The sequence below is a fragment of the Pseudomonas sp. NFACC46-3 genome (genome assembly GCF_900114515.1).
Lineage (GTDB): Bacteria > Pseudomonadota > Gammaproteobacteria > Pseudomonadales > Pseudomonadaceae > Aquipseudomonas > Aquipseudomonas fluorescens_Q.
Genome location: NZ_FOTH01000035.1, coordinates 24,365 through 46,012 on the forward strand (window position 1 = coordinate 24,365; position 21,648 = coordinate 46,012).

The 21,648-nt window shown below is 60.8% G+C and carries 18 protein-coding genes; 16 read left to right on the forward strand and 2 right to left on the reverse strand.

All coding sequences use genetic code 11. From position 1 onward, the window contains the following. The first annotated feature begins 16 nt into the window (after nt 1-16). From BM300_RS25400 to BM300_RS25450, 11 genes are all read left to right on the forward strand, one after another. A complete protein-coding gene (locus BM300_RS25400) occupies nt 17-1,450 on the forward strand; it encodes a sigma-54-dependent transcriptional regulator (protein WP_063324342.1) in 1,434 nt (477 codons plus the stop codon). A 716-nt stretch (nt 1,451-2,166) separates the two neighbouring features. Then, the gene (locus tag BM300_RS25405) at nt 2,167-3,564 is read left to right on the forward strand and encodes a polynucleotide adenylyltransferase PcnB (RefSeq protein ID WP_057450877.1); all 1,398 of its coding nucleotides are present in this window, start codon (nt 2,167-2,169) and stop codon (nt 3,562-3,564) included. Nucleotides 3,565-3,567: 3 nt separating this feature from the next. Continuing rightward, entirely contained in the window at nt 3,568-4,053 is a 486-nt protein-coding gene (gene folK / locus BM300_RS25410; RefSeq protein WP_092464306.1) for a 2-amino-4-hydroxy-6-hydroxymethyldihydropteridine diphosphokinase, read from the forward strand. A 363-nt stretch (nt 4,054-4,416) separates the two neighbouring features. Then, a complete protein-coding gene (panB, locus tag BM300_RS25415; RefSeq protein ID WP_063324340.1) occupies nt 4,417-5,217 on the forward strand; it encodes a 3-methyl-2-oxobutanoate hydroxymethyltransferase in 801 nt (266 codons plus the stop codon). Continuing rightward, nucleotides 5,214-6,074 carry a pantoate--beta-alanine ligase gene (panC, locus tag BM300_RS25420; RefSeq protein WP_092225307.1) on the forward strand — a complete coding sequence of 287 codons (861 nt, stop codon included), beginning with the start codon at nt 5,214-5,216 and terminating at the stop codon, nt 6,072-6,074. Before panB ends, panC begins: the two co-directional genes overlap by 4 nt. A 184-nt stretch (nt 6,075-6,258) precedes the next feature. After that, entirely contained in the window at nt 6,259-6,639 is a 381-nt protein-coding gene (gene panD / locus BM300_RS25425) for an aspartate 1-decarboxylase (RefSeq protein ID WP_007963888.1), read from the forward strand. Nucleotides 6,640-6,987: 348 nt separating this feature from the next. Then, on the forward strand, nt 6,988-8,652 hold the full coding sequence (gene pgi, locus BM300_RS25430) for a glucose-6-phosphate isomerase (RefSeq protein ID WP_092150443.1): 1,665 nt from the start codon (nt 6,988-6,990) through the stop codon (nt 8,650-8,652). Nucleotides 8,653-8,790: 138 nt separating this feature from the next. Continuing rightward, nucleotides 8,791-10,728, forward strand: a complete 1,938-nt coding sequence (gene acs, locus BM300_RS25435) for an acetate--CoA ligase (protein WP_092150440.1) — start codon at nt 8,791-8,793, stop codon at nt 10,726-10,728. A gap of 227 nt (nt 10,729-10,955) precedes the next feature. Then, on the forward strand, nt 10,956-11,972 hold the full coding sequence (locus tag BM300_RS25440; protein ID WP_092150437.1) for a class I SAM-dependent rRNA methyltransferase: 1,017 nt from the start codon (nt 10,956-10,958) through the stop codon (nt 11,970-11,972). A 120-nt stretch (nt 11,973-12,092) separates the two neighbouring features. Next, nucleotides 12,093-15,026 carry a DUF748 domain-containing protein gene (locus tag BM300_RS25445; RefSeq protein WP_092464309.1) on the forward strand — a complete coding sequence of 978 codons (2,934 nt, stop codon included), beginning with the start codon at nt 12,093-12,095 and terminating at the stop codon, nt 15,024-15,026. Continuing rightward, nucleotides 15,027-15,323, forward strand: coding sequence for a DUF2845 domain-containing protein (locus BM300_RS25450; RefSeq protein WP_092150432.1), 297 nt, complete (start codon nt 15,027-15,029; stop codon nt 15,321-15,323). It abuts the gene before it with no gap. A gap of 326 nt (nt 15,324-15,649) precedes the next feature. Here the strand turns inward: BM300_RS25450 and BM300_RS25455 are convergent, their stop codons facing one another. Both BM300_RS25455 and BM300_RS25460 read right to left on the reverse strand, forming a co-directional pair. Beyond that, nucleotides 15,650-16,003, reverse strand: coding sequence for a BON domain-containing protein (locus BM300_RS25455; RefSeq protein WP_063324333.1), 354 nt, complete (start codon nt 16,001-16,003; stop codon nt 15,650-15,652). A 310-nt stretch (nt 16,004-16,313) separates the two neighbouring features. After that, nucleotides 16,314-16,751, reverse strand: a complete 438-nt coding sequence (locus tag BM300_RS25460) for a pilin (RefSeq protein ID WP_092225303.1) — start codon at nt 16,749-16,751, stop codon at nt 16,314-16,316. Nucleotides 16,752-16,974: 223 nt separating this feature from the next. On the opposite strand from BM300_RS25460, the gene pilB reads away from it, so the two are divergent. Genes pilB through yacG form a run of 5 tightly spaced genes read left to right on the forward strand, consistent with a single transcriptional unit; the run spans nt 16,975 to nt 21,586 of the window. Next, complete coding sequence (pilB, locus tag BM300_RS25465) at nt 16,975-18,675, forward strand: type IV-A pilus assembly ATPase PilB (RefSeq protein WP_092150429.1); 1,701 nt, start codon at nt 16,975-16,977, stop codon at nt 18,673-18,675. A 2-nt stretch (nt 18,676-18,677) separates the two neighbouring features. Continuing rightward, nucleotides 18,678-19,895, forward strand: a complete 1,218-nt coding sequence (locus BM300_RS25470) for a type II secretion system F family protein (RefSeq protein ID WP_063324331.1) — start codon at nt 18,678-18,680, stop codon at nt 19,893-19,895. A gap of 1 nt (nt 19,896) precedes the next feature. Further along, complete coding sequence (locus BM300_RS25475) at nt 19,897-20,766, forward strand: prepilin peptidase (RefSeq protein WP_092225301.1); 870 nt, start codon at nt 19,897-19,899, stop codon at nt 20,764-20,766. Then, entirely contained in the window at nt 20,766-21,389 is a 624-nt protein-coding gene (gene coaE / locus BM300_RS25480; protein ID WP_063324329.1) for a dephospho-CoA kinase, read from the forward strand. The genes BM300_RS25475 and coaE overlap by 1 nt, the downstream gene beginning before the upstream one ends. After that, complete coding sequence (gene yacG, locus BM300_RS25485; RefSeq protein ID WP_072346097.1) at nt 21,386-21,586, forward strand: DNA gyrase inhibitor YacG; 201 nt, start codon at nt 21,386-21,388, stop codon at nt 21,584-21,586. The genes coaE and yacG overlap by 4 nt, the downstream gene beginning before the upstream one ends. The last annotated feature ends 62 nt before the right edge of the window (nt 21,587-21,648 follow it).

Consider the following 21,648-nt stretch of genomic DNA (forward strand, 5'->3'; position numbering starts at 1 on the left):
CGAGAGAATCGAATCAATGCCGCACATTTTGATCGTCGAAGACGAAACAATTATCCGCTCCGCCTTGCGCCGCCTGCTGGAACGCAACCAGTACCAGGTCAGCGAAGCCGGTTCAGTGCAGGAAGCACAAGAACGTTTCAGCATTCCAACATTTGACCTGATCGTCAGCGACCTGCGCCTGCCTGGCGCCCCGGGTACCGAGCTGATCAAGCTCGGCCAGGGCACACCCGTGCTGATCATGACCAGTTACGCCAGCCTGCGCTCGGCGGTCGACTCCATGAAAATGGGTGCGGTGGACTACATCGCCAAACCGTTCGACCACGATGAGATGCTCCAGGCCGTGGCCCGCATCCTGCGCGACCGACAGGCGGCGACCAGCAACCCGGCGGAACCCGCCGGCAAGGCCAGTGCCTCGACGAAAGCCGGCGCCAGTAACAATAATGGCGAAATTGGCATCATCGGTTCCTGCCCGCCCATGCAGGACCTGTACAGCAAGATCCGCAAAGTGGCCCCGACCGACTCCAATGTCCTGATCCAGGGCGAGTCCGGTACCGGCAAGGAGCTGGTAGCCCGGGCCCTGCACAACCTGTCACGCCGGGCCAAGGCACCGATGATTTCGGTGAACTGCGCGGCGATCCCGGAAAGCCTGATCGAGTCCGAACTGTTCGGCCACGAAAAAGGTGCGTTCACCGGCGCCAGCGCCGGGCGCGCAGGCTTGGTGGAAGCGGCGGACGGCGGCACGCTGTTCCTCGATGAAATCGGCGAACTGCCACTGGAAGCCCAGGCGCGGTTGCTGCGGGTGCTTCAGGAAGGCGAAATCCGCCGCGTCGGCTCGGTGCAGTCGCAAAAGGTCGATGTCCGCCTGATCGCGGCCACCCACCGTGACCTCAAGAGCCTGGCGAAGATCGGCCAGTTCCGCGAAGACTTGTATTACCGCTTGCACGTGATCGCCTTGAAGCTGCCCGCCCTGCGCGAACGTGGCGCGGACGTCAATGAAATCGCCCAGGCATTCCTGGCTCGCCAGAGCGCGCGGGTCAACCGCACCGATCTCAAGTTCGCCCCGGACGCCGAACAGGCCATCCGTCATTACGCCTGGCCGGGTAACGTTCGCGAGCTGGAAAACGCGGTCGAGCGGGCGGTGATCCTGTGCGAGAGCCCGGAAATCTCTGCCGACCTGCTGGGCATCGACATCGAACTGAGCGACCTGGACGACGAAGAATTCATCGGCCTGGCCCCGCAACAGGGCGGCGCTGCCAACAACACCAGCCACGAGCCCACCGAAGACCTGTCCCTGGAGGACTACTTCCAACACTTCGTCCTGGAGCACCAGGACCACATGACCGAGACCGAACTGGCACGCAAACTGGGCGTAAGCCGCAAGTGCCTGTGGGAACGGCGCCAGCGCCTGGGGATTCCACGGCGCAAGACCGGAGCGACCAGCGAAAGCTGAGGTGTGGGGGTAACACCGCCGAATGTGAAAAAACTGTTACCTCAGCTTTTTCACGTAACAGAAGCCGGGGTTTACGGTAACGAAACCCCGGCTTTTTTTCGCCTCGGAAAAATGGTTATAACCCTGGAACCCCCGGTTTCGCTGGCCCTCGCAAAAGTTGGCACGCACCCTGCTATAGCTTTGGTACAAGAACAATAACAAGCAATGCAAAAGACAATAAAAATAAGACGAATCGACTCACGCACAATAAAAACAAGACGGCGAGAGGCGCAGCTAACTGATTCTTTTGGAGAGGCGTTGTATTTGGGGCTTGCCCCACAACCAGGCCGAGAACAATAAAAACTGTCTCAAGACAGGTGCCTGAACTGGTTGGATCGATTGATCACTGCAACACAGCGACCAAAGCAATCCGTTTGCTCTTGGCTCCCGATTGGGAGGGTCACGAAGGGAAAACCTCGTGGCGCGGGCACTCAACAAAAACAAGAAGCCCAAAACCAATAATAAAAACAGAGCACGTAACTAATTCTGGGGGAGCTTCGGCTCCCCTTGTGGTTTCTGTCGTTCCGCCTCCCCGCAGCCTACAAAGCTTGTCGCTTGCAGCTTGCAGCTCAAAACTGCTGCGTCCTACACCATCCCTCGACTAAATGCTAGAATCTCGGCCCATCATGCGGCCATTCTTCGTTTTTGGCCGAATATTCCTTCAAACAGTGCATCCCATGCTGAAGAAGCTGTTCCAGTCATTCCGTTCTCCCTTGCGTCGTACGCAACACATTCGCAGCACGCCTGAAGTGCTCAACAGCGGCCAGCATTCACTGCAAAAGGCCCAGTTCAGCCGTTATGCGGTGAACATCGTCGAACGTTTGCAGAACGCCGGTTACCAGGCTTACCTGGTCGGTGGCTGCGTGCGCGACATGCTGCTCAACATCACCCCAAAGGATTTCGACGTCGCCACCAGCGCCACGCCGGAACAGATACGGGCCGAATTTCGCAACGCGCGGATCATTGGCCGGCGCTTCAAACTGGTCCACATCCACTTCGGTCGCGAAATCATCGAAGTGGCGACCTTCCGCGCCAATCACCCGCAAAACGATGAAGAAGAAGACAGCAACCAGTCTTCCCGTAACGAAAGCGGGCGCATCCTGCGCGATAACGTCTACGGCACTCTGGAAGAAGACGCGCAACGCCGCGACTTCACCATCAACGCCCTGTATTACGATCCCGTCAGCGAACGCATCCTCGATTACGCCAACGGCGTACACGACATTCGCAATCGCCTGATCCGCCTGATCGGCGACCCCAAGCAGCGCTATCAGGAAGACCCTGTGCGCATGCTGCGGGCCGTGCGTTTCGCCGCCAAGCTGGATTTCGGCATCGAAAAACACAGCGCCTTGCCGATTCGTGAACTGGCGCCGATGCTGCGGGAAATCCCTTCGGCGCGCCTGTTCGAGGAAGTGCTCAAGCTGTTCCTGTCGGGCAACGCCGCAGACACCTTCGAGATGCTGGTGGACCTGCAGTTGTTCGATCCGCTGTTCCCCGCCAGCGCCGAGGCCCTGGAGCACAACCCGACCTACACCCACACCTTGATCAGCGAAGCACTGATCAACACCGACCTGCGCATCAAGCAGAACAAGCCGGTGACGCCTGCGTTCCTGTTCGCCGCCTTGCTCTGGCCTGCCCTGCCGGCTCGGGTGCTGCGCCTGCAAGAGCGTGGCATGCCGCCGATCCCGGCGATGCAGGAAGCCGCCCACGAGCTGATTGCCGAACAGTGCCAGCGCATCGCCATTCCAAAACGCTTCACGATGCCGATCCGCGAGATCTGGGACATGCAGGAACGCCTGCCACGGCGCAGCGGCAAGCGTGCCGACCTGCTGCTGGACAACCCTCGTTTCCGCGCCGGCTACGACTTCCTGCTGCTGCGTGAAAGCGCGGGCGAGCAGACCGATGGCCTGGGTGAATGGTGGACCGATTACCAGGACGCCAACGACAGCGAGCGCCGCGACATGATTCGCGAGCTCAGCGGCAAGGATGACGGCGCCAGCGGCCCGCGCAAGCGCCGCCGCAGCAGCGGTGCCAAGCGCAAGCGTGCCGGTGTACCGAGCGCATCGGGCGAGTAATCGATGGAACGCATCTACATCGGCATGGGCAGCAACCTGGCCGAACCCGCCGAACAATTGCGCAGTGCCATCCAGGCGCTGGCGCAATTGTCCGATACCCAACTGGTGGGGGTCTCGGCGTTTTATCAAAGCGATTCCCTGCTGCCCGGCCAGCCGCGCTACACCAACGCGGTGGCGGTGCTGGACAGCCGCCTGGCACCGCTGGACCTGCTCGATGCGCTGCAAGCCATCGAAACCGGACAAGGTCGCGAACGCCTGGAACGCTGGGGCCCACGCACCCTGGACCTGGATATCCTGCTGTTTGGCGATCGCCTGATCGACGAGTCTCGCCTCAAGGTCCCTCACTACCACATGCAGGCCCGAGCCTTCGTGCTGTACCCACTGGCCGAGTTGGCACCCGCCGACCTGCGCCTGGCCGATGGGCGCTTGCTCAAGGATCTGCTCGCGGCGTGTCCATTCGTTGGCCTGGAACGCCTGCCTCCTATCTGACAAAGCCCCCCTGTGGGAGCGAGCTTGCTCGCGATAGCGTCGGCACATCCAGCATCCAGGGTGACTGACACACCGCCATCGCGAGCAAGCTCGCTCCCACAGGATCAGGGACCCGCCAGTCAGATCCGAGACACGCCTCTACGCTGAAACGCATCAGTAACCCCGGTAACACCCGGCGGTAACACATCCAATTGACTTCCCGAGAGCTCCTCACGACTATAGGCGTCCCGATGCCGCCAACGCGGCGTTTAAAGGGCGCAATCCAGGCCTTACAAGCACCACACATAGAGGGTGCGCCTGTATAGATGACGATTCATGCGCGTTACTCGCAGTAGCTCAAGAGCGCCTAATGAGGACTTTTTCATGCCAGCTATTACCCTGACCACGCTGCAAGGTCTCAAGCAAAAAGGTGAGAAAATCGCCATGCTGACCTGCTATGACGCAACTTTCGCCCACGCCTGCAATGAGGCCGGTGTCGAAGTGTTGCTGGTGGGCGATTCCCTCGGCATGGTGCTGCAAGGTCACGACAGCACGCTGCCGGTGACCACCGCCGAGATGGCCTACCATGTGGCCGCCGTCAAACGCGGTAACACCGATGCACTGATTCTCGCCGACCTGCCATTCATGGCCTATGCCACCCTCGAACAAACCATGACCAACAGCGCCATGCTGATGCAGGCCGGCGCCCACATGGTCAAGGTCGAAGGCGCGTTGTGGCTGGCCGATTCGATTCGGCTGCTGGCCGAGCGGGGCATCCCGGTGTGCGCGCACCTGGGCCTGACCCCACAAGCGGTGAACATCCTCGGTGGCTATAAGGTCCAGGGCCGCAATGAGAACCAGGCGCGGCAGATGCGCGCCGATGCGATTGCACTGGAGCAGGCTGGCGCGGCGATGTTGCTGCTCGAATGCGTGCCCAGCGAGCTGGCGGAAGAAATCACCCAGGCGGTGAAGATCCCGGTGATCGGAATCGGCGCCGGCCACGCCACCGATGGCCAGGTACTGGTGCTGCACGACATGCTCGGGCTGTCGATCACCGGTCGCGCACCCAAGTTCGTGAAAAACTTCATGGCAGGGCAAACGTCTATCCAGGGCGCCCTGAGTGCCTATGTCGCTGAGGTCAAGGCCGTGACCTTCCCGGGCGCCGAACACGGGTTTTCTGCATGAATACCGTCAAAACCGTACGCGAACTGCGGGCCGCCGTGGCCCGTGCCCGCGGCGAAGGCAAACGCATCGCCTTCGTGCCGACCATGGGCAACCTGCACAGTGGTCACGTGGCGCTGGTCACCAAGGCCGCGCAACGGGCCGACTTCGTGGTGGCGAGCATCTTCGTCAACCCACTGCAATTCGGTGCTGGCGAAGACCTGGACAAATACCCCCGCACCCTGGCGGCCGACCAGGAGAAACTGCTCCAGGCCGGCTGCCATCTGTTGTTCGCACCCAGCGTCGAAGAGATGTACCCCGACGGCATGGCCGGGCAGACCCGGGTCAGCGTCCCGCAATTGTCCGAAGGCCTGTGCGGCGCCAGTCGCCCGGGGCATTTCGAGGGCGTGGCGACGGTGGTCAGCAAATTGTTCAACATGGTCCAGCCCGACCTGGCGGTGTTCGGCCAGAAAGACTTCCAGCAACTGGCGGTGATTCGCGCACTGGTCCATGACCTGAACATGCCGATCCAGATCATCGGCGAACCGACCGTGCGCGCCGAGGACGGCCTGGCGCTGTCCTCGCGCAACGGTTTCCTCAGCCCGGACCAACGTGCCGTCGCGCCCGTGGTCTATCGCGTCCTGAGCCAGATCGCCGAGGCCATCAAGCAGGGCCGACGAGATTTCCCGGCGCTGATCGACGAGCAGCTCAAGCAGCTCGAAGCGGCCGGCCTGCGTCCCGATTACCTGGAGATCCGTCACGCCAAGACCTTGCGCCCGGCATTGAGCGAGGACCGTGACCTGGTGATTCTGGTAGCGGCGTTCCTGGGCACTACGCGGTTGATCGACAATCTGCACCTGGATCTCGACACGCCCGCCTAAGCATCACAAAACCCTGTGGGAGCGAGCTTGCTCGCGATAGCAATCCGTCAGCCAGCCTATTGGTCAACTGACCCACCGCTGTCGCGAGCAGGCTCACTCCCACAAGGGTCCTGCGGTGTTATTGCCGCCTCGGCAGCCTTCAGGCAGACTGCCCGCCGTTCGGACCCGACCAAAGGAAAAATTCATGCACGCCATCATGCTCAAGGCCAAGCTGCATCGCGCCGAAGTCACTCACGCGGTGCTCGACTACGAAGGCTCCTGCGCCATCGATGGTGAATGGCTGGACCTGTCGGGGATCCGTGAATACGAACAGATCCAGATCTACAACGTCGACAACGGCGAACGCTTCACCACCTACGCCATCCGTGGCGAGGAAGGTTCGCGGATGATCTCGGTGAACGGCGCCGCAGCGCACAAGGCCAAGGTGGGGGATCGTGTCATCATCTGCGCCTACGCCCACTACAGCGAAGCCGAGCTGGTCAACTTCAAGCCGCGCATGCTGTACATGGCGCCAGGCAATGAACTGAGTCACACCAGCAATGCCATCCCGGTCCAGGTTGCCTGATCGAATCGACCTGCTTCACCATTTCCCCCTGTGGGAGCGAGCTTGCTCGCGATAGCGATAGCGATAGGTCAGTTGATAGAGATGTCGACGGACACACCGCTATCGCGAGCAAGCTCGCTCCCACAGTAAGCAATCTGCGTTTCCGTTTGTCGGACCTTTCCCGCCCAGTTGTATAAAAAAGTACCGGGAACCGGTCAGACAAAGTCAAGACAGATCGCAACGCGAGGTTTACTGTATTCGCCCTGCGTCCGGCGATCGTGTCGATGCAGTGTCCGGATGCCCACCTCGAGCCGCGCCGGAATTTTTAGTGTACAAAAGGTCGTTCAAGTAAAAAGGAAACCCGCAGCGATGGCGTATTACCGAACCCCTCATGACGTGACCGCTCTGCCAGCCTGGCAAGCGCTGAATGACCACCGCAAAGCCATGCAGGATTTCAGCATGCGCGAAGCGTTCAATGCCGATCCGCAGCGTTTCACTCAATTCACCCTGTCGAGCTGCGGCCTGTTTCTCGACTACTCGAAAAACCTGATCAACGCCCAGACCCGCGATCTGCTGGTGGGCCTGGCCAACGAAGTCGACCTCAAGGGCGCGATCAAGTCGCTGTTCGAAGGCGAAATCGTCAACGCCTCGGAAAACCGCCCTGCCCTGCACACCGCCCTGCGTCGGCCGGTGGGCGACAAGTTGCTGGTCAACGGCGTCAACGTGATGCCGGACGTGCACAAAGTGCTGAACCAGATCACCGACCTGGTGGGCCGCATTCACGACGGCCTGTGGCGCGGCTACACCGAAAAGCCCATCACCGACGTGGTGAACATCGGCATCGGTGGTTCTTTCCTCGGCCCGGAACTGGTGTCCGAAGCGCTGTTGTCCTACGCGCAAAAAGGCGTTCGCTGCCACTACTTGGCAAACATCGACGGCAGCGAGTTCCATGAGCTAACCATGAAGCTGCGCGCCGAGACCACGCTGTTCATCGTCTCGTCGAAATCCTTCAACACCCTCGAAACCCTGAAGAACGCCCAGGCCGCCCGCGCCTGGTACCTGGCCCAGGGTGGCTCCGAAGCGGAGCTGTATCGCCACTTCATCGCCGTGTCGAGCAACAATGCCGCCGCCGTGGCTTTCGGCATCCGTGAAGAGAACATCTTCCCGATGTGGGACTGGGTCGGCGGGCGTTACTCGCTGTGGTCGGCCATCGGCCTGCCAATCGCCCTGGCCATCGGCATGTCGAACTTCAAGGAATTGCTCTCCGGGGCCTATTCCATGGACCAGCATTTCCAGAGCGCCCCGTTCGAGCAGAACATGCCGGTGCTGCTGGCACTGCTGGGTGTGTGGTACGGCAACTTCTGGGGTGCGCAGAGCCATGCGATCCTGCCGTACGACCACTACCTGCGTAACATCACCAAGCATTTGCAGCAATTGGACATGGAATCCAACGGCAAGAGCGTGCGCCAGGACGGTACACCGGTGTCGACCGACACGGGCCCGGTCATCTGGGGCGGCGTCGGCTGCAACGGTCAGCACGCTTACCACCAGTTGCTGCACCAGGGCACCCAGTTGATTCCGGCCGACTTCATCGTGCCGATCGTCAGCTTCAACCCGGTTTCCGATCATCACCAATGGCTGTATGCCAACTGCCTGTCCCAGAGCCAGGCACTGATGCTCGGCAAGACCCGCGCCGAAGCCGAAGCCGAGCTACGGGACAAGGGCGCCAGCGAAGAAGACGTGCAGAAACTGGCGTCACACAAAGTGATCCCCGGCAACCGTCCGAGCAACACCCTAGTGGTCGAACGCATCAGCCCACGTCGCCTCGGCGCACTGGTAGCGCTGTATGAACACAAGGTGTTCGTGCAGAGCGTGATCTGGGGCATCAACGCCTTCGACCAATGGGGCGTGGAGCTGGGCAAGGAACTGGGCAAGGGCGTCTACAACCGTCTGGTGGGCAGTGAAGAAAACCCGGCCGAAGATGCCTCGACCCAGGGCTTGATCAACTACTTCCGCGGGCGTCATCGCGGCTGATCGCAGGTCGAACACCAAGCACTTACTTCTGTGGGAGCGAGCAAGCTCACTCCCACAGTTGTTTGTGCATGACTTGAACCCTCCGGCTACTCGGCGCATCTTTATCACTTGTCGCAAAAACAAGAATAAGGAACCGTCATGTTCGATATCAGCCAGTACCCCCAAGCCGATGCCGTCCGCCGGGCTGCGCAACTGAGTCAGGACGAGTACAAGCGGCTCTATAAAGAATCCATCGAACACCCCAGCGCCTTCTGGGCCGAGCAGGCCACACGCTTTCTCGACTGGATGACGCCCTGGCAAACCGTCCAGCGCTATGACCTCAAGAACGGCGACGCGACCTGGTTCGCCGGTGGCAAGCTGAACGTCAGCGCCAATTGCATCGACCGTCACCTGCAAACACGCGGCGACCAGACGGCAATCATCTGGGAAGGCGACGACCCCGCCGAATCGGCAGAAATCACCTACAAAAAACTACACAACCATGTGTGCCGCCTCGCAAACGTGCTGAAAAGCCGTGGTGTGAAGAAAGGCGACCGGGTCTGCATCTACATGCCGATGATCCCCGAGGCCGCCTACGCCATGCTCGCCTGTACCCGCATCGGCGCGGTGCATTCAGTGGTGTTCGGCGGTTTCTCACCGGACTCGCTGCGCGACCGGATTCTCGACGCCGATTGCCGCACCGTGATCACCGCTGACGAAGGCGTGCGCGGCGGGCGCTTCGTACCGCTCAAGCGTAACGTCGACAAGGCCCTGGAAAGTTGCCCGAACGTCAGCACCGTGCTGGTGGTCGAGCGCACCCAGGGCGAGGTGAACTGGGTTGAAGGCCGTGACCTGTGGTACCACCAAGCCATGCACGAGATGAGCGACGACTGCCCACCCGAACCGATGGACGCCGAAGACCCGTTGTTCATCCTCTACACCTCCGGTAGCACTGGCAAACCCAAGGGCGTGCTGCACACCACGGGAGGCTATCTGCTGCAAGCGGCGATGACGTTCAAGTACGTGCTCGATTACCGCGACAACGAAGTGTTCTGGTGCACCGCCGATGTCGGCTGGGTCACCGGTCATAGCTACATCGTCTACGGCCCGCTGGCCAATGGCGCCACCACGCTGATCTTCGAGGGCGTGCCGAGTTACCCGAGCAGTTCGCGCTTCTGGGAGGTGATCGACAAGCATCAGGTCAATATCTTCTACACCGCACCGACCGCCCTGCGCGCGCTGATGCGCGAAGGTGCCGGCCCGTTGCAGGAAACGTCCCGCAAAAGCCTGCGATTACTCGGCAGCGTTGGTGAGCCGATCAACCCGGAAGCGTGGGAATGGTATTTCAACACGGTAGGCGAACAGCGTTGCCCGATTGTCGATACCTGGTGGCAGACCGAGACGGGCGGCATCATGCTCAGCCCGTTGGTGAGTGCCCCACGGCTCAAGCCAGGCTGCGCCACCCGGCCGATGTTCGGCGTGCAACCGGTCTTGCTGGATGAAGTGGGCAAGGAAATCAGCGGCGCCGGCAGCGGCGTACTGGCAATCAAATCCAGTTGGCCCGGGCAGATTCGCAGCGTCTACGGCGATCATCAACGCATGGTCGACACCTACTTCAAACCCTACCCCGGCTATTACTTCACCGGCGACGGCGCGCGCCGCGACGAAGATGGCGATTACTGGATCACCGGGCGCATCGACGATGTGATCAACGTTTCCGGGCATCGCATCGGCACCGCCGAGGTGGAAAGCGCCCTGGTGCTGCACGACAACATTGCCGAAGCAGCCGTCGTCGGCTACCCCCACGACCTCAAGGGCCAGGGCATCTATGCCTTTGTCACGCCGATGAACGGTGTGGAGGCCAATGACGAGTTGAAGAAGGAACTGCTGGCCCACGTCAGCAAGGAAATCGGCAGCTTCGCCAAACCGGAGCTGATCCAGTGGGCGCCGGCGTTGCCCAAGACCCGTTCGGGCAAGATCATGCGGCGCATCCTGCGCAAGATCGCCTGCAACGAACTCGACAGCCTCGGTGATACCTCGACCCTGGCCGATCCAAGTGTGGTGGAGGGGCTGATCGACAAACGCCTGAATCGCTGAGCCAGACAACTTGGCTTCCCAGAAGCACCGTGCCTTTGTGGCGAGGGAGCTTGCTCCCGCTGGAGTGCGTAGCGCTCCCAAAAATGATAGGGCCGCTGCGCAGCCCAGCGGGAGCAAGCTCCCTCGCCACAGATCGGTGCCCGGCTCCAGATCCGTATGCAATCCCCCTACCTGGGTTTGTATAACTGCTAAACTCCCGCGCCTCATTTCTCTAAGGCGCGCCCGGCATGTCTTCCTTGAATCAGGCGCTGCGCGCCGCCCTCGACCAGCGCCACGAGTTGCTCGACCAACTGCACCAGCAAGGCACCGACTGCTATCGCCTGTTCCATGGCAGCCAGGAAGGCGCACCCGGCCTGACCATCGACCGCTACGGCCCGCAACTGCTGGTACAGAGCTTCCATAAAGCGCTGGAGCGCGACGACCTGCTGCAACTGCACGGCATCGTCAACGAACGGCTGGGCCTGGAGACGCTATTGGTCTACAACGACCGCGCCCGGGGCAATTCGCGCGTCGACCGCCAGGACACCGTCTATCAGGCGGACGAGGCCGCCCTGCAAGACCTGGTCGGGCATGAATGGGGCTTGAATTATCGCGTCCGCGGTCGCCATGCCGGGCAGGATCCACTGCTGTTTCTCGACCTGCGCAACGCCCGAGGCTGGGTCAAGGCACACAGCCGCAACAAAAGTGTGCTGAACCTGTTCGCCTACACCTGCGGCGTCGGCCTGAGCGCTGCGGCCGGCGGCGCGCGGGAGGTGTGCAACCTGGACTTCGCCGAAGGCAACCTGGCGGTGGGCCGCGAAAACGGCCTGCTCAACCCCGATTTGCCGCCGATGGCGTTCGTGCAGTCGGATTACTTTCCGGCGATCCGCCAACTGGCCGGCCTGCCCATCAGCCAGCGGCGCGGGCAGAAACTGCCCAACTACGTGCGCCTGGAACAACGCCAGTACGACCTGGTGCTGCTCGATCCGCCGGCCTGGGCCAAAAGTGCGTTCGGCACCGTCGATCTGTTGCGCGACTATCAAAGCCTGCTGAAACCGGCATTGCTCACCACCGCCGACAATGGCGTGCTGATCTGCTGCAACAACCTGGCAAAAGTGCCCATGGACGACTGGCGCGAACAGGTACTGCGTTGTGCGGAAAAAGCCGGTCGCCCGGTGCGCGAGTGGAGCGTGCTGACGCCCGGCAGCGATTTCCCCTCCCTCGACCAGCAACCGCCACTCAAGACCCTGGTCCTCCAGCTCTAAGCCAGGCTCAGAATTCTCACGCAAAAAACGGACAAATCTCATAAATCACAGTGGCTTCGGAACCGTAAACGCATGCCATACTCCAAGGCATTCCGAATTCACACCAAGATGAAGCCGCACATGCCCAAAGGATTGATTCGCGCCATCGGCGCTCTGTTGACCGCACTGGCCCTCTACAGCCTGTTGGGCTTTCTGATTTTGCCGGGCATCGCCTTGCGCATCGCCAACCAGCAACTGGCCACCTTTGCGACGGTGCCGGCCCAGATCCAGCGCATCGAACTCAATCCCTTCAGCCTTGAAGTCACCCTCTGGGGCCTGAATATCGGCGAACCAGGCAAGGAACAGGTCGGCTTCGAACGGCTGTATGCCAACCTGCAGCTCGACAGCCTGTGGTCGGGCGCCCTGCACCTGGTCGACATCGAGCTGGACAAGCCCAAGACCGAAGTGATGTTCGCCAAGGACGGTCAATTGAACCTGCTGGGCCTGTTCAAGCTGCCGGCCAGCGAGCCGACGCCCGCCGCCCCCGAGGCCAAGCCGTTCCCCCTGCGGGTCGACCGAATCAAGTTGGCCGGCGGTTATGTGCATTTTCAGGACCTGCGCCCCAGCGAACCCATTGAGTTTCTCTACGACACCCTCGATTTCGAGCTGAAAAACCTCAGCACCCTGCCCGACGACAATGCCGACATGACCTTGGTGGCTGCTGGCCCCGAAGGCGGACAGATCGACTGGACCGGTAATTTCAGCCTCACGCCGATTGCCTCCCAAGGCACTCTCAAAGTCACTGGCGGCCAAATGAAAGCCTGGTGGCCCTATGTGCGCGACGCCGTGCCGCTGGTTCTGGAAAACGGCGTCCTGAACCTCAGCACCGACTACAAGCTCAACCTGGCCAAGGGTACCGAACTGCTGCTCAACAACGCCGCGGTCAGTGTCGCGCCCTTCGCCATCAAGGCACCCGATGGCCGTCCACTGGTGAAGCTCGAACGCCTGGACGTGAGCGAAACCTCGGTGGACCTGGCCAAGCAGCAAGTTATCGTGGGCAAGATCCGTAGCCAGAAGCTGGAAACCTGGGCCGCTCGCGAGGCGGACGGGCAGTTGGACTGGCAGAAACTCTTCGCCAGCCAGCCGGCCAAACCGCAGGTCAAGGCTGAGCCGGCATCCGCCCCGGCAGCGGCAGACTCGCCAAAAGCTGAACCGGCACCGCCCAGCAAACCCTGGCAGGTGATGTTGAAGGATGTGCAACTGCGCGACTATAAGGTGCACTTGGCCGACCGCCAGGCCCAGCCCGCGGTGGCACTGGAGGTCGGCCCGCTGAACCTCGACCTGCAGAACTACGACACCCTCAATGGCTCACCCTTTACCCTCAAGCTGGACACCGGGGTAGGCAAGCAGGGCAAGATCCTGGCCGACGGCGAGGTCAACCTGAACCCGATCACCGCCAAGCTCAAGGTCAAGACCCAGGACGTCGACCTGCGCGTCGCTCAGTCGTACATCAACCCGTTCATTCGCCTGGAGCTGCGCTCCGGGATGCTCGGCAGTGACCTGGCGGTCGACCTCAAAAGTACCGAACCGCTGGCATTTGCCGTCACCGGCCGCGCCCAGGTCGATCAGTTGCACACCCTCGACACGCTCAAGACCCGCGACTTCCTCAAGTGGCAAAGCCTGGTCCTCGAAGGCCTGAATTATCAGCACGGTGACAGCCTTTCCATCAACAAGGTCAACCTGTTCCAACCGTACGCGCGCTTCATGATCAACGACGACCGCACCACCAACGTCGATGACCTGCTGATCCCGCAACCGGCCGACAGCGGCACGAAGAACACCGCGGCAAAACCGGCGCCCCAGGAAAAACCGCTGGGCATCCACATCGGTGGTATCGCCATCAATGACGGTTCGGCCAACTTCGCCGACTTCAGCCTGACCCCCAATTTCGCCACGGCTATCCAACAGCTCAACGGTGCAATCGGCACGATCGACAGCCGCCAGGCCAAACCGGCCAGTGTCGACATCAAGGGCAAGGTCGATCGCTATGCACCGGTCACCATCAAAGGGGCGGTCAACCCCTTCGACCCGATGGCCAGCCTCGACATCGCCACCAGTTTCAAACGGGTCGAGCTGACTACCCTGACGCCCTACTCCGGCAAGTTCGCCGGCTATCGCATCCGCAAGGGTCGGCTCAATCTCGATCTGCATTACCGAATCACCCAGGGCAAGCTCCAGGCGGAGAACAAAGTGGTGGTCGAGCAGTTGCAACTGGGGGAGAAAGTCGACAGCCCGGACGCCGTGAGCCTGCCACTCAAATTGGCCGTCGCATTGCTCAAGGATTCCGACGGCAAGATTTCCATCGAACTACCGGTGTCCGGCGATCTCAACGACCCGCAATTCAGCGTCATGCCAATCATCTGGCAGACCCTGCGCAACCTGGTGGTACGAGCGGCCCAGGCGCCGTTCAAGCTTATCGGTGGGCTGGTGGCCGGCGGCGGCTCGGAAGACCTGGGCAGCGTGGCGTTTGCGCCAGGCTCCAGCGACCTGAGCAAAGACAATGAAGGCGTGCTGCTCAAACTGTCCGAGGCCCTTGGCAAACGTCCGGAGCTGCGCCTGGAGATCGAAGGCACCGCCGCCGAAAGCAGCGACGGCCCACTGCTCGCCGCCCAACGCCTGGAGCGCGAATATCAATACAACTACTACAAGATGCTGCAGCGTCGGGGCGACAAAGTTCCGGCCCAGGCCTCGCTGATACAGGTGCCCGAGGACGAAAAGGCGCCGCTGCTCGAAGGCATCTACCGCACCCGCCTCAAGACCCAACCGCCCGCCGAATGGACACAATTGGATAAAAAGGCGCGTATCGAGAAACTGCGTGAAGGCGTGATCAAGTTCTGGAGCGGCAGTGACGTGCTCTTGCGCCAACTGGGGCAGGAACGGGCCAGTAGCATCAAGGACTTCCTGGTGGACAAAGGCCAGTTGGCCGATGACCGCGTGTACTTCATCGACGCCAACCTCGGCCAGGCCGAGAGCGATGGCCGGGTGATTACCCCCCTGCATCTGGATGCCGAATAGATGAAACCCTGGTTCGGACTCTGCCTGGGTCTATCGCTGGCCACCGGCCAAGCCGCGGCTGCCGACACGCTGCGCTGCGGCAGCCAACTGATCAGCGTCGGCGACCGCTCGAGCGAAGTGCTGCAAAAGTGCGGGGAGCCAGCGGCGCGGGATGACCTGGGCTACAAGCGCAGTGTCAACCGCCGGGAAGAATACCCGGTGGAGGAATGGACCTACGGCCCCAACAGCGGCATGTACCAATACCTGCGCTTCGAGGGGAATCGGCTGGTGCAGATCACCAGCAAGCGGGGGCGCTGAGGTTTGTCCGTACAGAGGCGTTGAATGTACTACCGCCATCGCGAGCAAGCTCGCTCCCACAGGAGGATGGCGATGAGCACTGATTTTGAGATCACCCAGAACAATGTGGGAGCGAGCTTGCTCGCGATGGCGATCCTACAGACTCATCCACAACCGCTGCCCCCCAATTGATCCACCCCACAATAGAACAGGCCCCCGGCACGAATGCCGGGGGCCTGTAATGGCCACGTCCGTGTGGCCTTTCGCATGAACTCCAAAGCGACGGCAAACGTATATCCTGGCCCGCTTGCCGCGCCTTCTCCCAGTCCAGGCGAGAAGTCTTAGCCTTATTCGGCTTTCAGGCCATCAGCCGATACGGCCTTGACGCCTTTGATTTTCTTGGCGATCGCCACAGCGGTGTCTTTTTGTGCCTCAGTGACTTTGGTCATCGAAGATAGGGACACAACACCTTTGTTGGTTTCGACTTTGATATCAGTGCCTGGAATGCCTTTTTCGGTGACCAGGTCAGCTTTGACCTTGGTGGTGATCCAGGTATCGGAAACGTCTTCCTTGGCCTCTGTCACTTCGCCCGCAGCCAGCATCATTGGCGCCTGAGTTGCTTGAGTGGTCTCGGCGAATGCGCTAGCCATGGTCAGGGTCAGAGCGGTAGCAGCGGCGGCAGTGATAGCGAACTTCTTCATACGAGTAACTCCTGTTTTTCTCAGAAACTGCCGGGGTGATGCATTCCGGCAGGGTTAACAGGAGTAGTGCGAAGGCTGTGCCACTTTTGAAACGTTCATTAATTACTTATAAATCAGCAAGTTAAGCGAAACGGTAATTTTCACAATCATGCAAAATGCATGAACTGCCGATTCTGGACATGCAAGTTGCGGGTTTTGGGTTCCAACTAACCATATGAATTTCTGAGCTTTTCTCTTTGCTTCCAAGTACGGGAGTCAGATCGATTTCGAAGATCAAGCCCCGCTCATCAGAGCGGGGCGCCTGCTGTCATCAACTCGCTGGAGTGGCGGCAGCGGCAGCGCCGCCAGTACAGCCGGCCGGAAGGAATTCCTGGGCCGCCGTAGAGCCGCACGTCCAGACACCCGCGGCTGAACGACTTAGAGTAATTGTTTGACCTGCCACGGGGGCAGGTGCATTGCGAAGAACACAAGCGATGGTACCCGTTCCTGCGGAAGCCGTGCCTGAAGCGGTCATCGTGCAGTTACTGGTGGATGCAGTTCCCCCTATAAGGTCCAACGTTGGATTGGTCCCTTGATTCATGACGTCCTCAAATGGCACTTTCAACGCGGATACCTCTGCCAGACCGGCCGTAGCCTTCGCCCTGGCCTGGTACTTGGAATACTGCGGCAACGCAAACGTCGCCAGAATGCCGATGATCGCCACAACGATCAGCAGCTCGATCAGGGTAAAACCACTCTGCTTATTCATAGACATCTCCAATGCATGAGGCGAAATCTCATGACCTGAAACGGCCGTTGCACGGCACATGCCAACCCTACGCGCCCTGCCAGCAAGGGGTTCGACCGGCCAGGCTCCTGCGTCCTACCCCAACAACCGCACTATCTGACGTTTTTTGTCACCCTGCTCCGCTGGTTTGGCGTCGATGCTTGACTAGGCTATAAGTCATGAACTGTCCGCCGTCGGTATTCCCATGAATGACATTCCCCTCAGCGGTCTGGCCAAGCAACTGGTGCTGGCCGAACTGATCACCGAGCAAAATGCTCAGCAGGCGTACCAACAGGCCCAGCGCAGTCGCATGCCCTTGGTCAGTTATCTGGTGCAAAACAAACTGGTCCAGAGCCGTCAGGTGGCGGAAATCGCCTCGGAACATTTCGGCGTGGCCCTGCTGGACCTCAGCAGCCTGGAGAAAGACACCCAACCCACGGGGCTGGTCAGTGAAAAACTGGTGCGCCAACATCATGCCCTGCCACTGTGGCGACGCGGCAACAAGCTGTTCGTGGGCATTTCCGACCCGACCAATCACCAGGCCATCAATGACATCCAGTTCAGTACCGGCCTGACCACCGAAGCCATCCTGGTGGAGGACAACAAGCTCAGTGACGCCATCGAAAAGTTTTTCGAATCCAGCAGTACAGGCCTGGAAGGCATGGGCGATGTCGATCTCGATGGCCTGGACATCGAGTCGATCGACGATTCCAAGCAGGACTCCATCGGCGGTCAAGACACCGACGACGCGCCGGTGGTGCGCTTCGTCAACAAGATGCTGCTGGACGCGATCAAGGGCGGCTCTTCCGACTTGCACTTTGAACCCTATGAAAAAATCTACCGGGTGCGGGTGCGCACCGACGGCATACTGCGGGAAGTGGCCAGGCCGCCGATCCAACTGGCCAACCGTATCGCCGCCCGCCTGAAAGTCATGGCCAGCCTGGATATTTCCGAGCGGCGCAAACCCCAGGACGGGCGGCTGAAAATGCGTCTGTCGAAAACCAAGTCCATCGATTTCCGGGTCAACACCCTGCCCACGCTCTGGGGCGAAAAAGTGGTGATCCGGATCCTCGACCCCTCCAGTGCGCAAATGGGCATCGATGCCCTGGGCTACGAACCGGACCAGAAAGACCTGTACATGGCCGCCCTCAAGCAACCGCAAGGGCTGATCCTGGTGACCGGTCCGACCGGCTCGGGCAAGACCGTGTCGCTCTACACCGGGCTGAATATCCTCAACACCGTGGACATCAACATTTCCACCGCCGAAGACCCGGTGGAAATCAACATGGAAGGCATCAACCAGGTCAACGTGAATCCGCGCCAGGGGCTGGACTTCGCCCAGGCCCTGCGCTCGTTCCTGCGCCAGGACCCGGACGTGATCATGGTCGGCGAGATCCGCGACCTGGAAACCGCCGAGATCGCCATCAAGGCCGCCCAGACCGGGCACCTGGTGCTCTCCACCCTGCACACCAACAGCGCTGCCGAAACCCTGATCCGCCTGCAGAACATGGGCATTCCGGGGTTCAACATCGCCACCGCCGTGCACCTGATCATTGCCCAGCGGCTGGCGCGCAAGCTGTGCAGTCACTGCAAGAAAGCCATCGAGATTCCCGAGGAAACCTTGCTCAAGGAAGGTTTCCCTCGGGAACACCTCGGCACATTCACGATCTATGAGCCGGTCGGTTGCGAACAGTGCAACAACGGTTACAAAGGGCGCGTGGGAGTTTACGAAGTGGTCAAGAACACGCCCGAGCTGCAACGGTTGATCATGGCCGAGGGCAACTCGCTGGAGATCGATCTGCAAATGCGCAAGGACGGTTTCAATGACCTGCGCACGTCGGGGCTGCTCAAAGTGATGCAGGGCGTCACCAGCCTCGAAGAAATCAACCGGGTCACCAAGGATTGAACATGGCGGTCAAGGCAGTCAAAACCGATGTTTACACTTGGGAAGGCAAGGACCGCAAAGGCACAAAAATGAGTGGCGAGCTGACGGGCCAGAGCCCGGCGCTGGTCAAGGCACAGCTGCGCAAACAAGGCATCAACCCGCAGAAGGTGCGCAAGAAATCCACTTCGATATTCAGCAAGGGCAAGCGTATCAAGCCACTGGATATCGCCCTCTTCACCCGCCAGATGGCCACGATGCTCAAGGCTGGCGTGCCACTGCTGCAGGCGTTCGACATCATTGGCGAAGGCTTCGACAACCCCAGCATGCGCAAGCTGGTGGACGAGGTGAAGCAGGAAGTCGCCGCCGGCAACAGCTTCGCCGCGGCGCTGCGCAAGTGCCCACAATATTTCGACGAGCTGTACTGCAACCTGGTGGATGCCGGCGAACAGGCCGGTGCCCTGGACACCCTGCTGGACCGGGTCGCGACCTACAAGGAAAAGAGCGAAGCGCTCAAGGCCAAGATCAAGAAAGCCATGACCTACCCGGCGGCCGTGGTCCTCGTTGCCGCAGTGGTCACGGGGATCCTCCTGGTCAAGGTCGTGCCGCAATTCGAGTCGGTATTCTCCGGGTTCGGCGCGCAACTGCCAGCCTTCACGGTGATGGTCATCGGCCTGTCGGAAATCATGCAGCAATGGTGGTGGGTAATGCTGGGCGGGTTGATGGGGGCGTTTTTTGGCGTGAAGTACGCGCTCAGGCGTTCGGAGCGCTTTCGCGACTGGCGCGACAAATGGCTGCTCAAGCTGCCGCTGATAGGCACCTTGCTGTACAAATCCGCCGTGGCCCGCTACGCCCGCACGCTTTCCACCACCTTCGCCGCCGGCGTGCCGCTGGTGGAGGCCCTGGACTCGGTGTCTGGCGCCACCGGCAACGTGGTGTTCAAACATGCCGTGCAGCGCATCAAGCAGGAGGTCTCGACCGGCATGCAGTTGAATTTTTCCATGCGTGCCTCAGGGATCTTTCCGAACCTGGCGGTCCAGATGACCGCCATCGGCGAGGAATCCGGTGCGCTGGACGACATGCTCGACAAGGTGGCGAGCTTTTATGAGGCCGAGGTGGACAATTTGGTGGACAACCTCACCAGCCTGATGGAACCCTTCATCATGGTGGTCCTGGGGGTGGTCGTCGGTGGCCTGGTGGTTGCCATGTACCTGCCCATCTTTCAACTCGGCTCTGCGATCTGACATGCCCCTGAGCGAATTCTTCGTGCTGTATCCCCTGGCTTTCGTGCTCGTTGCAGCACTGCTCGGCCTGATCATCGGCAGCTTCCTCAACGTGCTGGTGTGGCGCCTGCCGAAGATGCTCAACCGCGAATGGCGCCTGCAGGCTCACGACCTGCTGGGCCTGCCGGCCGAAACCCCGGGCCCGGTCTACAATCTGATGCTGCCCCACTCCCAGTGCCCGCACTGCGGCCATCGCATCCGCGCCTGGGAAAACATTCCGCTGCTCAGCTACCTGATGCTGCGCGGCCGCTGTTCGAGCTGCGCCGCGCCCATCGGCAAGCGTTACCCCCTGACCGAACTGGCTTGCGGCGCGTTATCGGCGTTCGTCGCCTGGCATTTCGGCTTTGGCTGGCACGCCGTGATGGTGATGGTCTTGACCTGGGGCCTGCTGGGCATGAGTCTGATCGACGCCGAGCATCAATTGCTGCCCGATTCCCTGGTGCTGCCACTGTTGTGGCTGGGCTTGATCATCAACAGCTTCGGACTCTTCGTGCCCTTGAACCAGGCGATGTGGGGCGCGGTGGCCGGCTATCTGGCGCTGTGGTCACTGTTCTGGGTGTTCAAGCTGGTCACCGGCAAGGAAGGCATGGGCTACGGGGATTTCAAGCTGCTGGCGATGCTCGGCGCCTGGGGTGGCTGGCAGATCCTGCCGCTGACACTGCTGCTGTCGTCGCTGGTGGGCGCCATTGTCGGGGTGATTGTGCTGCGCTTGCGTGATGCTCCCGAGTCGACGCAGATTCCCTTTGGACCTTATCTGGCCATTGCCGGCTGGATTGCCTTGCTCTGGGGTGGTCAAATAACCGACTTCTATTGGCAGTCTGTCGGTTTTTAATGAATACCTCAGTGAAAAAGCCCTGGATTCTCGGCCTGACCGGTGGCATCGGCAGCGGCAAGAGCGCGGCGGCGCAGCATTTCATCGACCTGGGCGTGCACGTCATCGACGCCGATCATGCGGCGCGCTGGGTGGTCGAACCCGGACGCCCGGCGCTGGCGAAAATCGCCGAACACTTCGGTCCCGGCGTATTGCAGGCCGACGGCGCCCTGGACCGGGCGGCGCTGCGCAAGCTGATCTTCGAGAATGCCGATGAGCGCCGCTGGCTCGAGGCGCTGCTGCATCCGCTGATCGCCGAGGAAATCGCCCATCATCTGGCCCAGGCACAATCGCCCTATGCGATCCTGGTATCGCCGCTGCTGATCGAGTCGGGGCAGTACGCCATGACCCAGCGGATCCTGGTGATCGATGCGCCGGAACAATTGCAGATTGAACGTACGTTGCAGCGCGACCAGACCAGCGAACAGCAGGTCCAGGCGATTCTCAAGGCCCAGTCCAGCCGCCAGGATCGCCTGAGCCATGCCGACGACGTGGTGGTCAATGATCGCGACCTCGCCTGGCTGCACAGCGAGGTCGAGCGCCTGCATCACTTTTACCTTACTTTGCGTGGAGGCCAATCATGAGCCAGACCCCAACCGTTGATTGCCCAACCTGTGGCGCCCCTGTGGAATGGACCCCGGAGAGCAAATTCCGGCCGTTCTGCTCTGACCGCTGCAAACTGATCGACCTCGGCGCCTGGGCCTCGGAAGAACACAAGATTCCGGTCAGCCCCGACGCCGAGGACGAGCTGTTCAGCGAAGACTTCGAGCCCCGGCATTAAGGCAGTGTCGCTCACTCAGGAAAAATCTGAGTCATTGTGGCGAGGGGATTTATCCCCGCTGG

What these genes read in the sequence shown, in the direction of transcription:
- BM300_RS25400 (WP_063324342.1), top strand. Translation starts at nt 17, where the DNA reads ATGCCGCACATTTTGATCGTCGAAGACGAAACAATTATCCGCTCCGCC.
- BM300_RS25405 (WP_057450877.1), top strand. Translation starts at nt 2,167, where the DNA reads ATGCTGAAGAAGCTGTTCCAGTCATTCCGTTCTCCCTTGCGTCGTACG.
- folK (WP_092464306.1), top strand. Translation starts at nt 3,568, where the DNA reads ATGGAACGCATCTACATCGGCATGGGCAGCAACCTGGCCGAACCCGCC.
- panB (WP_063324340.1), top strand. Translation starts at nt 4,417, where the DNA reads ATGCCAGCTATTACCCTGACCACGCTGCAAGGTCTCAAGCAAAAAGGT.
- panC (WP_092225307.1), top strand. Translation starts at nt 5,214, where the DNA reads ATGAATACCGTCAAAACCGTACGCGAACTGCGGGCCGCCGTGGCCCGT.
- panD (WP_007963888.1), top strand. Translation starts at nt 6,259, where the DNA reads ATGCACGCCATCATGCTCAAGGCCAAGCTGCATCGCGCCGAAGTCACT.
- pgi (WP_092150443.1), top strand. Translation starts at nt 6,988, where the DNA reads ATGGCGTATTACCGAACCCCTCATGACGTGACCGCTCTGCCAGCCTGG.
- acs (WP_092150440.1), top strand. Translation starts at nt 8,791, where the DNA reads ATGTTCGATATCAGCCAGTACCCCCAAGCCGATGCCGTCCGCCGGGCT.
- BM300_RS25440 (WP_092150437.1), top strand. Translation starts at nt 10,956, where the DNA reads ATGTCTTCCTTGAATCAGGCGCTGCGCGCCGCCCTCGACCAGCGCCAC.
- BM300_RS25445 (WP_092464309.1), top strand. Translation starts at nt 12,093, where the DNA reads ATGCCCAAAGGATTGATTCGCGCCATCGGCGCTCTGTTGACCGCACTG.
- BM300_RS25450 (WP_092150432.1), top strand. Translation starts at nt 15,027, where the DNA reads ATGAAACCCTGGTTCGGACTCTGCCTGGGTCTATCGCTGGCCACCGGC.
- BM300_RS25455 (WP_063324333.1), bottom strand. Translation starts at nt 16,003, where the DNA reads ATGAAGAAGTTCGCTATCACTGCCGCCGCTGCTACCGCTCTGACCCTG.
- BM300_RS25460 (WP_092225303.1), bottom strand. Translation starts at nt 16,751, where the DNA reads ATGAATAAGCAGAGTGGTTTTACCCTGATCGAGCTGCTGATCGTTGTG.
- pilB (WP_092150429.1), top strand. Translation starts at nt 16,975, where the DNA reads ATGAATGACATTCCCCTCAGCGGTCTGGCCAAGCAACTGGTGCTGGCC.
- BM300_RS25470 (WP_063324331.1), top strand. Translation starts at nt 18,678, where the DNA reads ATGGCGGTCAAGGCAGTCAAAACCGATGTTTACACTTGGGAAGGCAAG.
- BM300_RS25475 (WP_092225301.1), top strand. Translation starts at nt 19,897, where the DNA reads ATGCCCCTGAGCGAATTCTTCGTGCTGTATCCCCTGGCTTTCGTGCTC.
- coaE (WP_063324329.1), top strand. Translation starts at nt 20,766, where the DNA reads ATGAATACCTCAGTGAAAAAGCCCTGGATTCTCGGCCTGACCGGTGGC.
- yacG (WP_072346097.1), top strand. Translation starts at nt 21,386, where the DNA reads ATGAGCCAGACCCCAACCGTTGATTGCCCAACCTGTGGCGCCCCTGTG.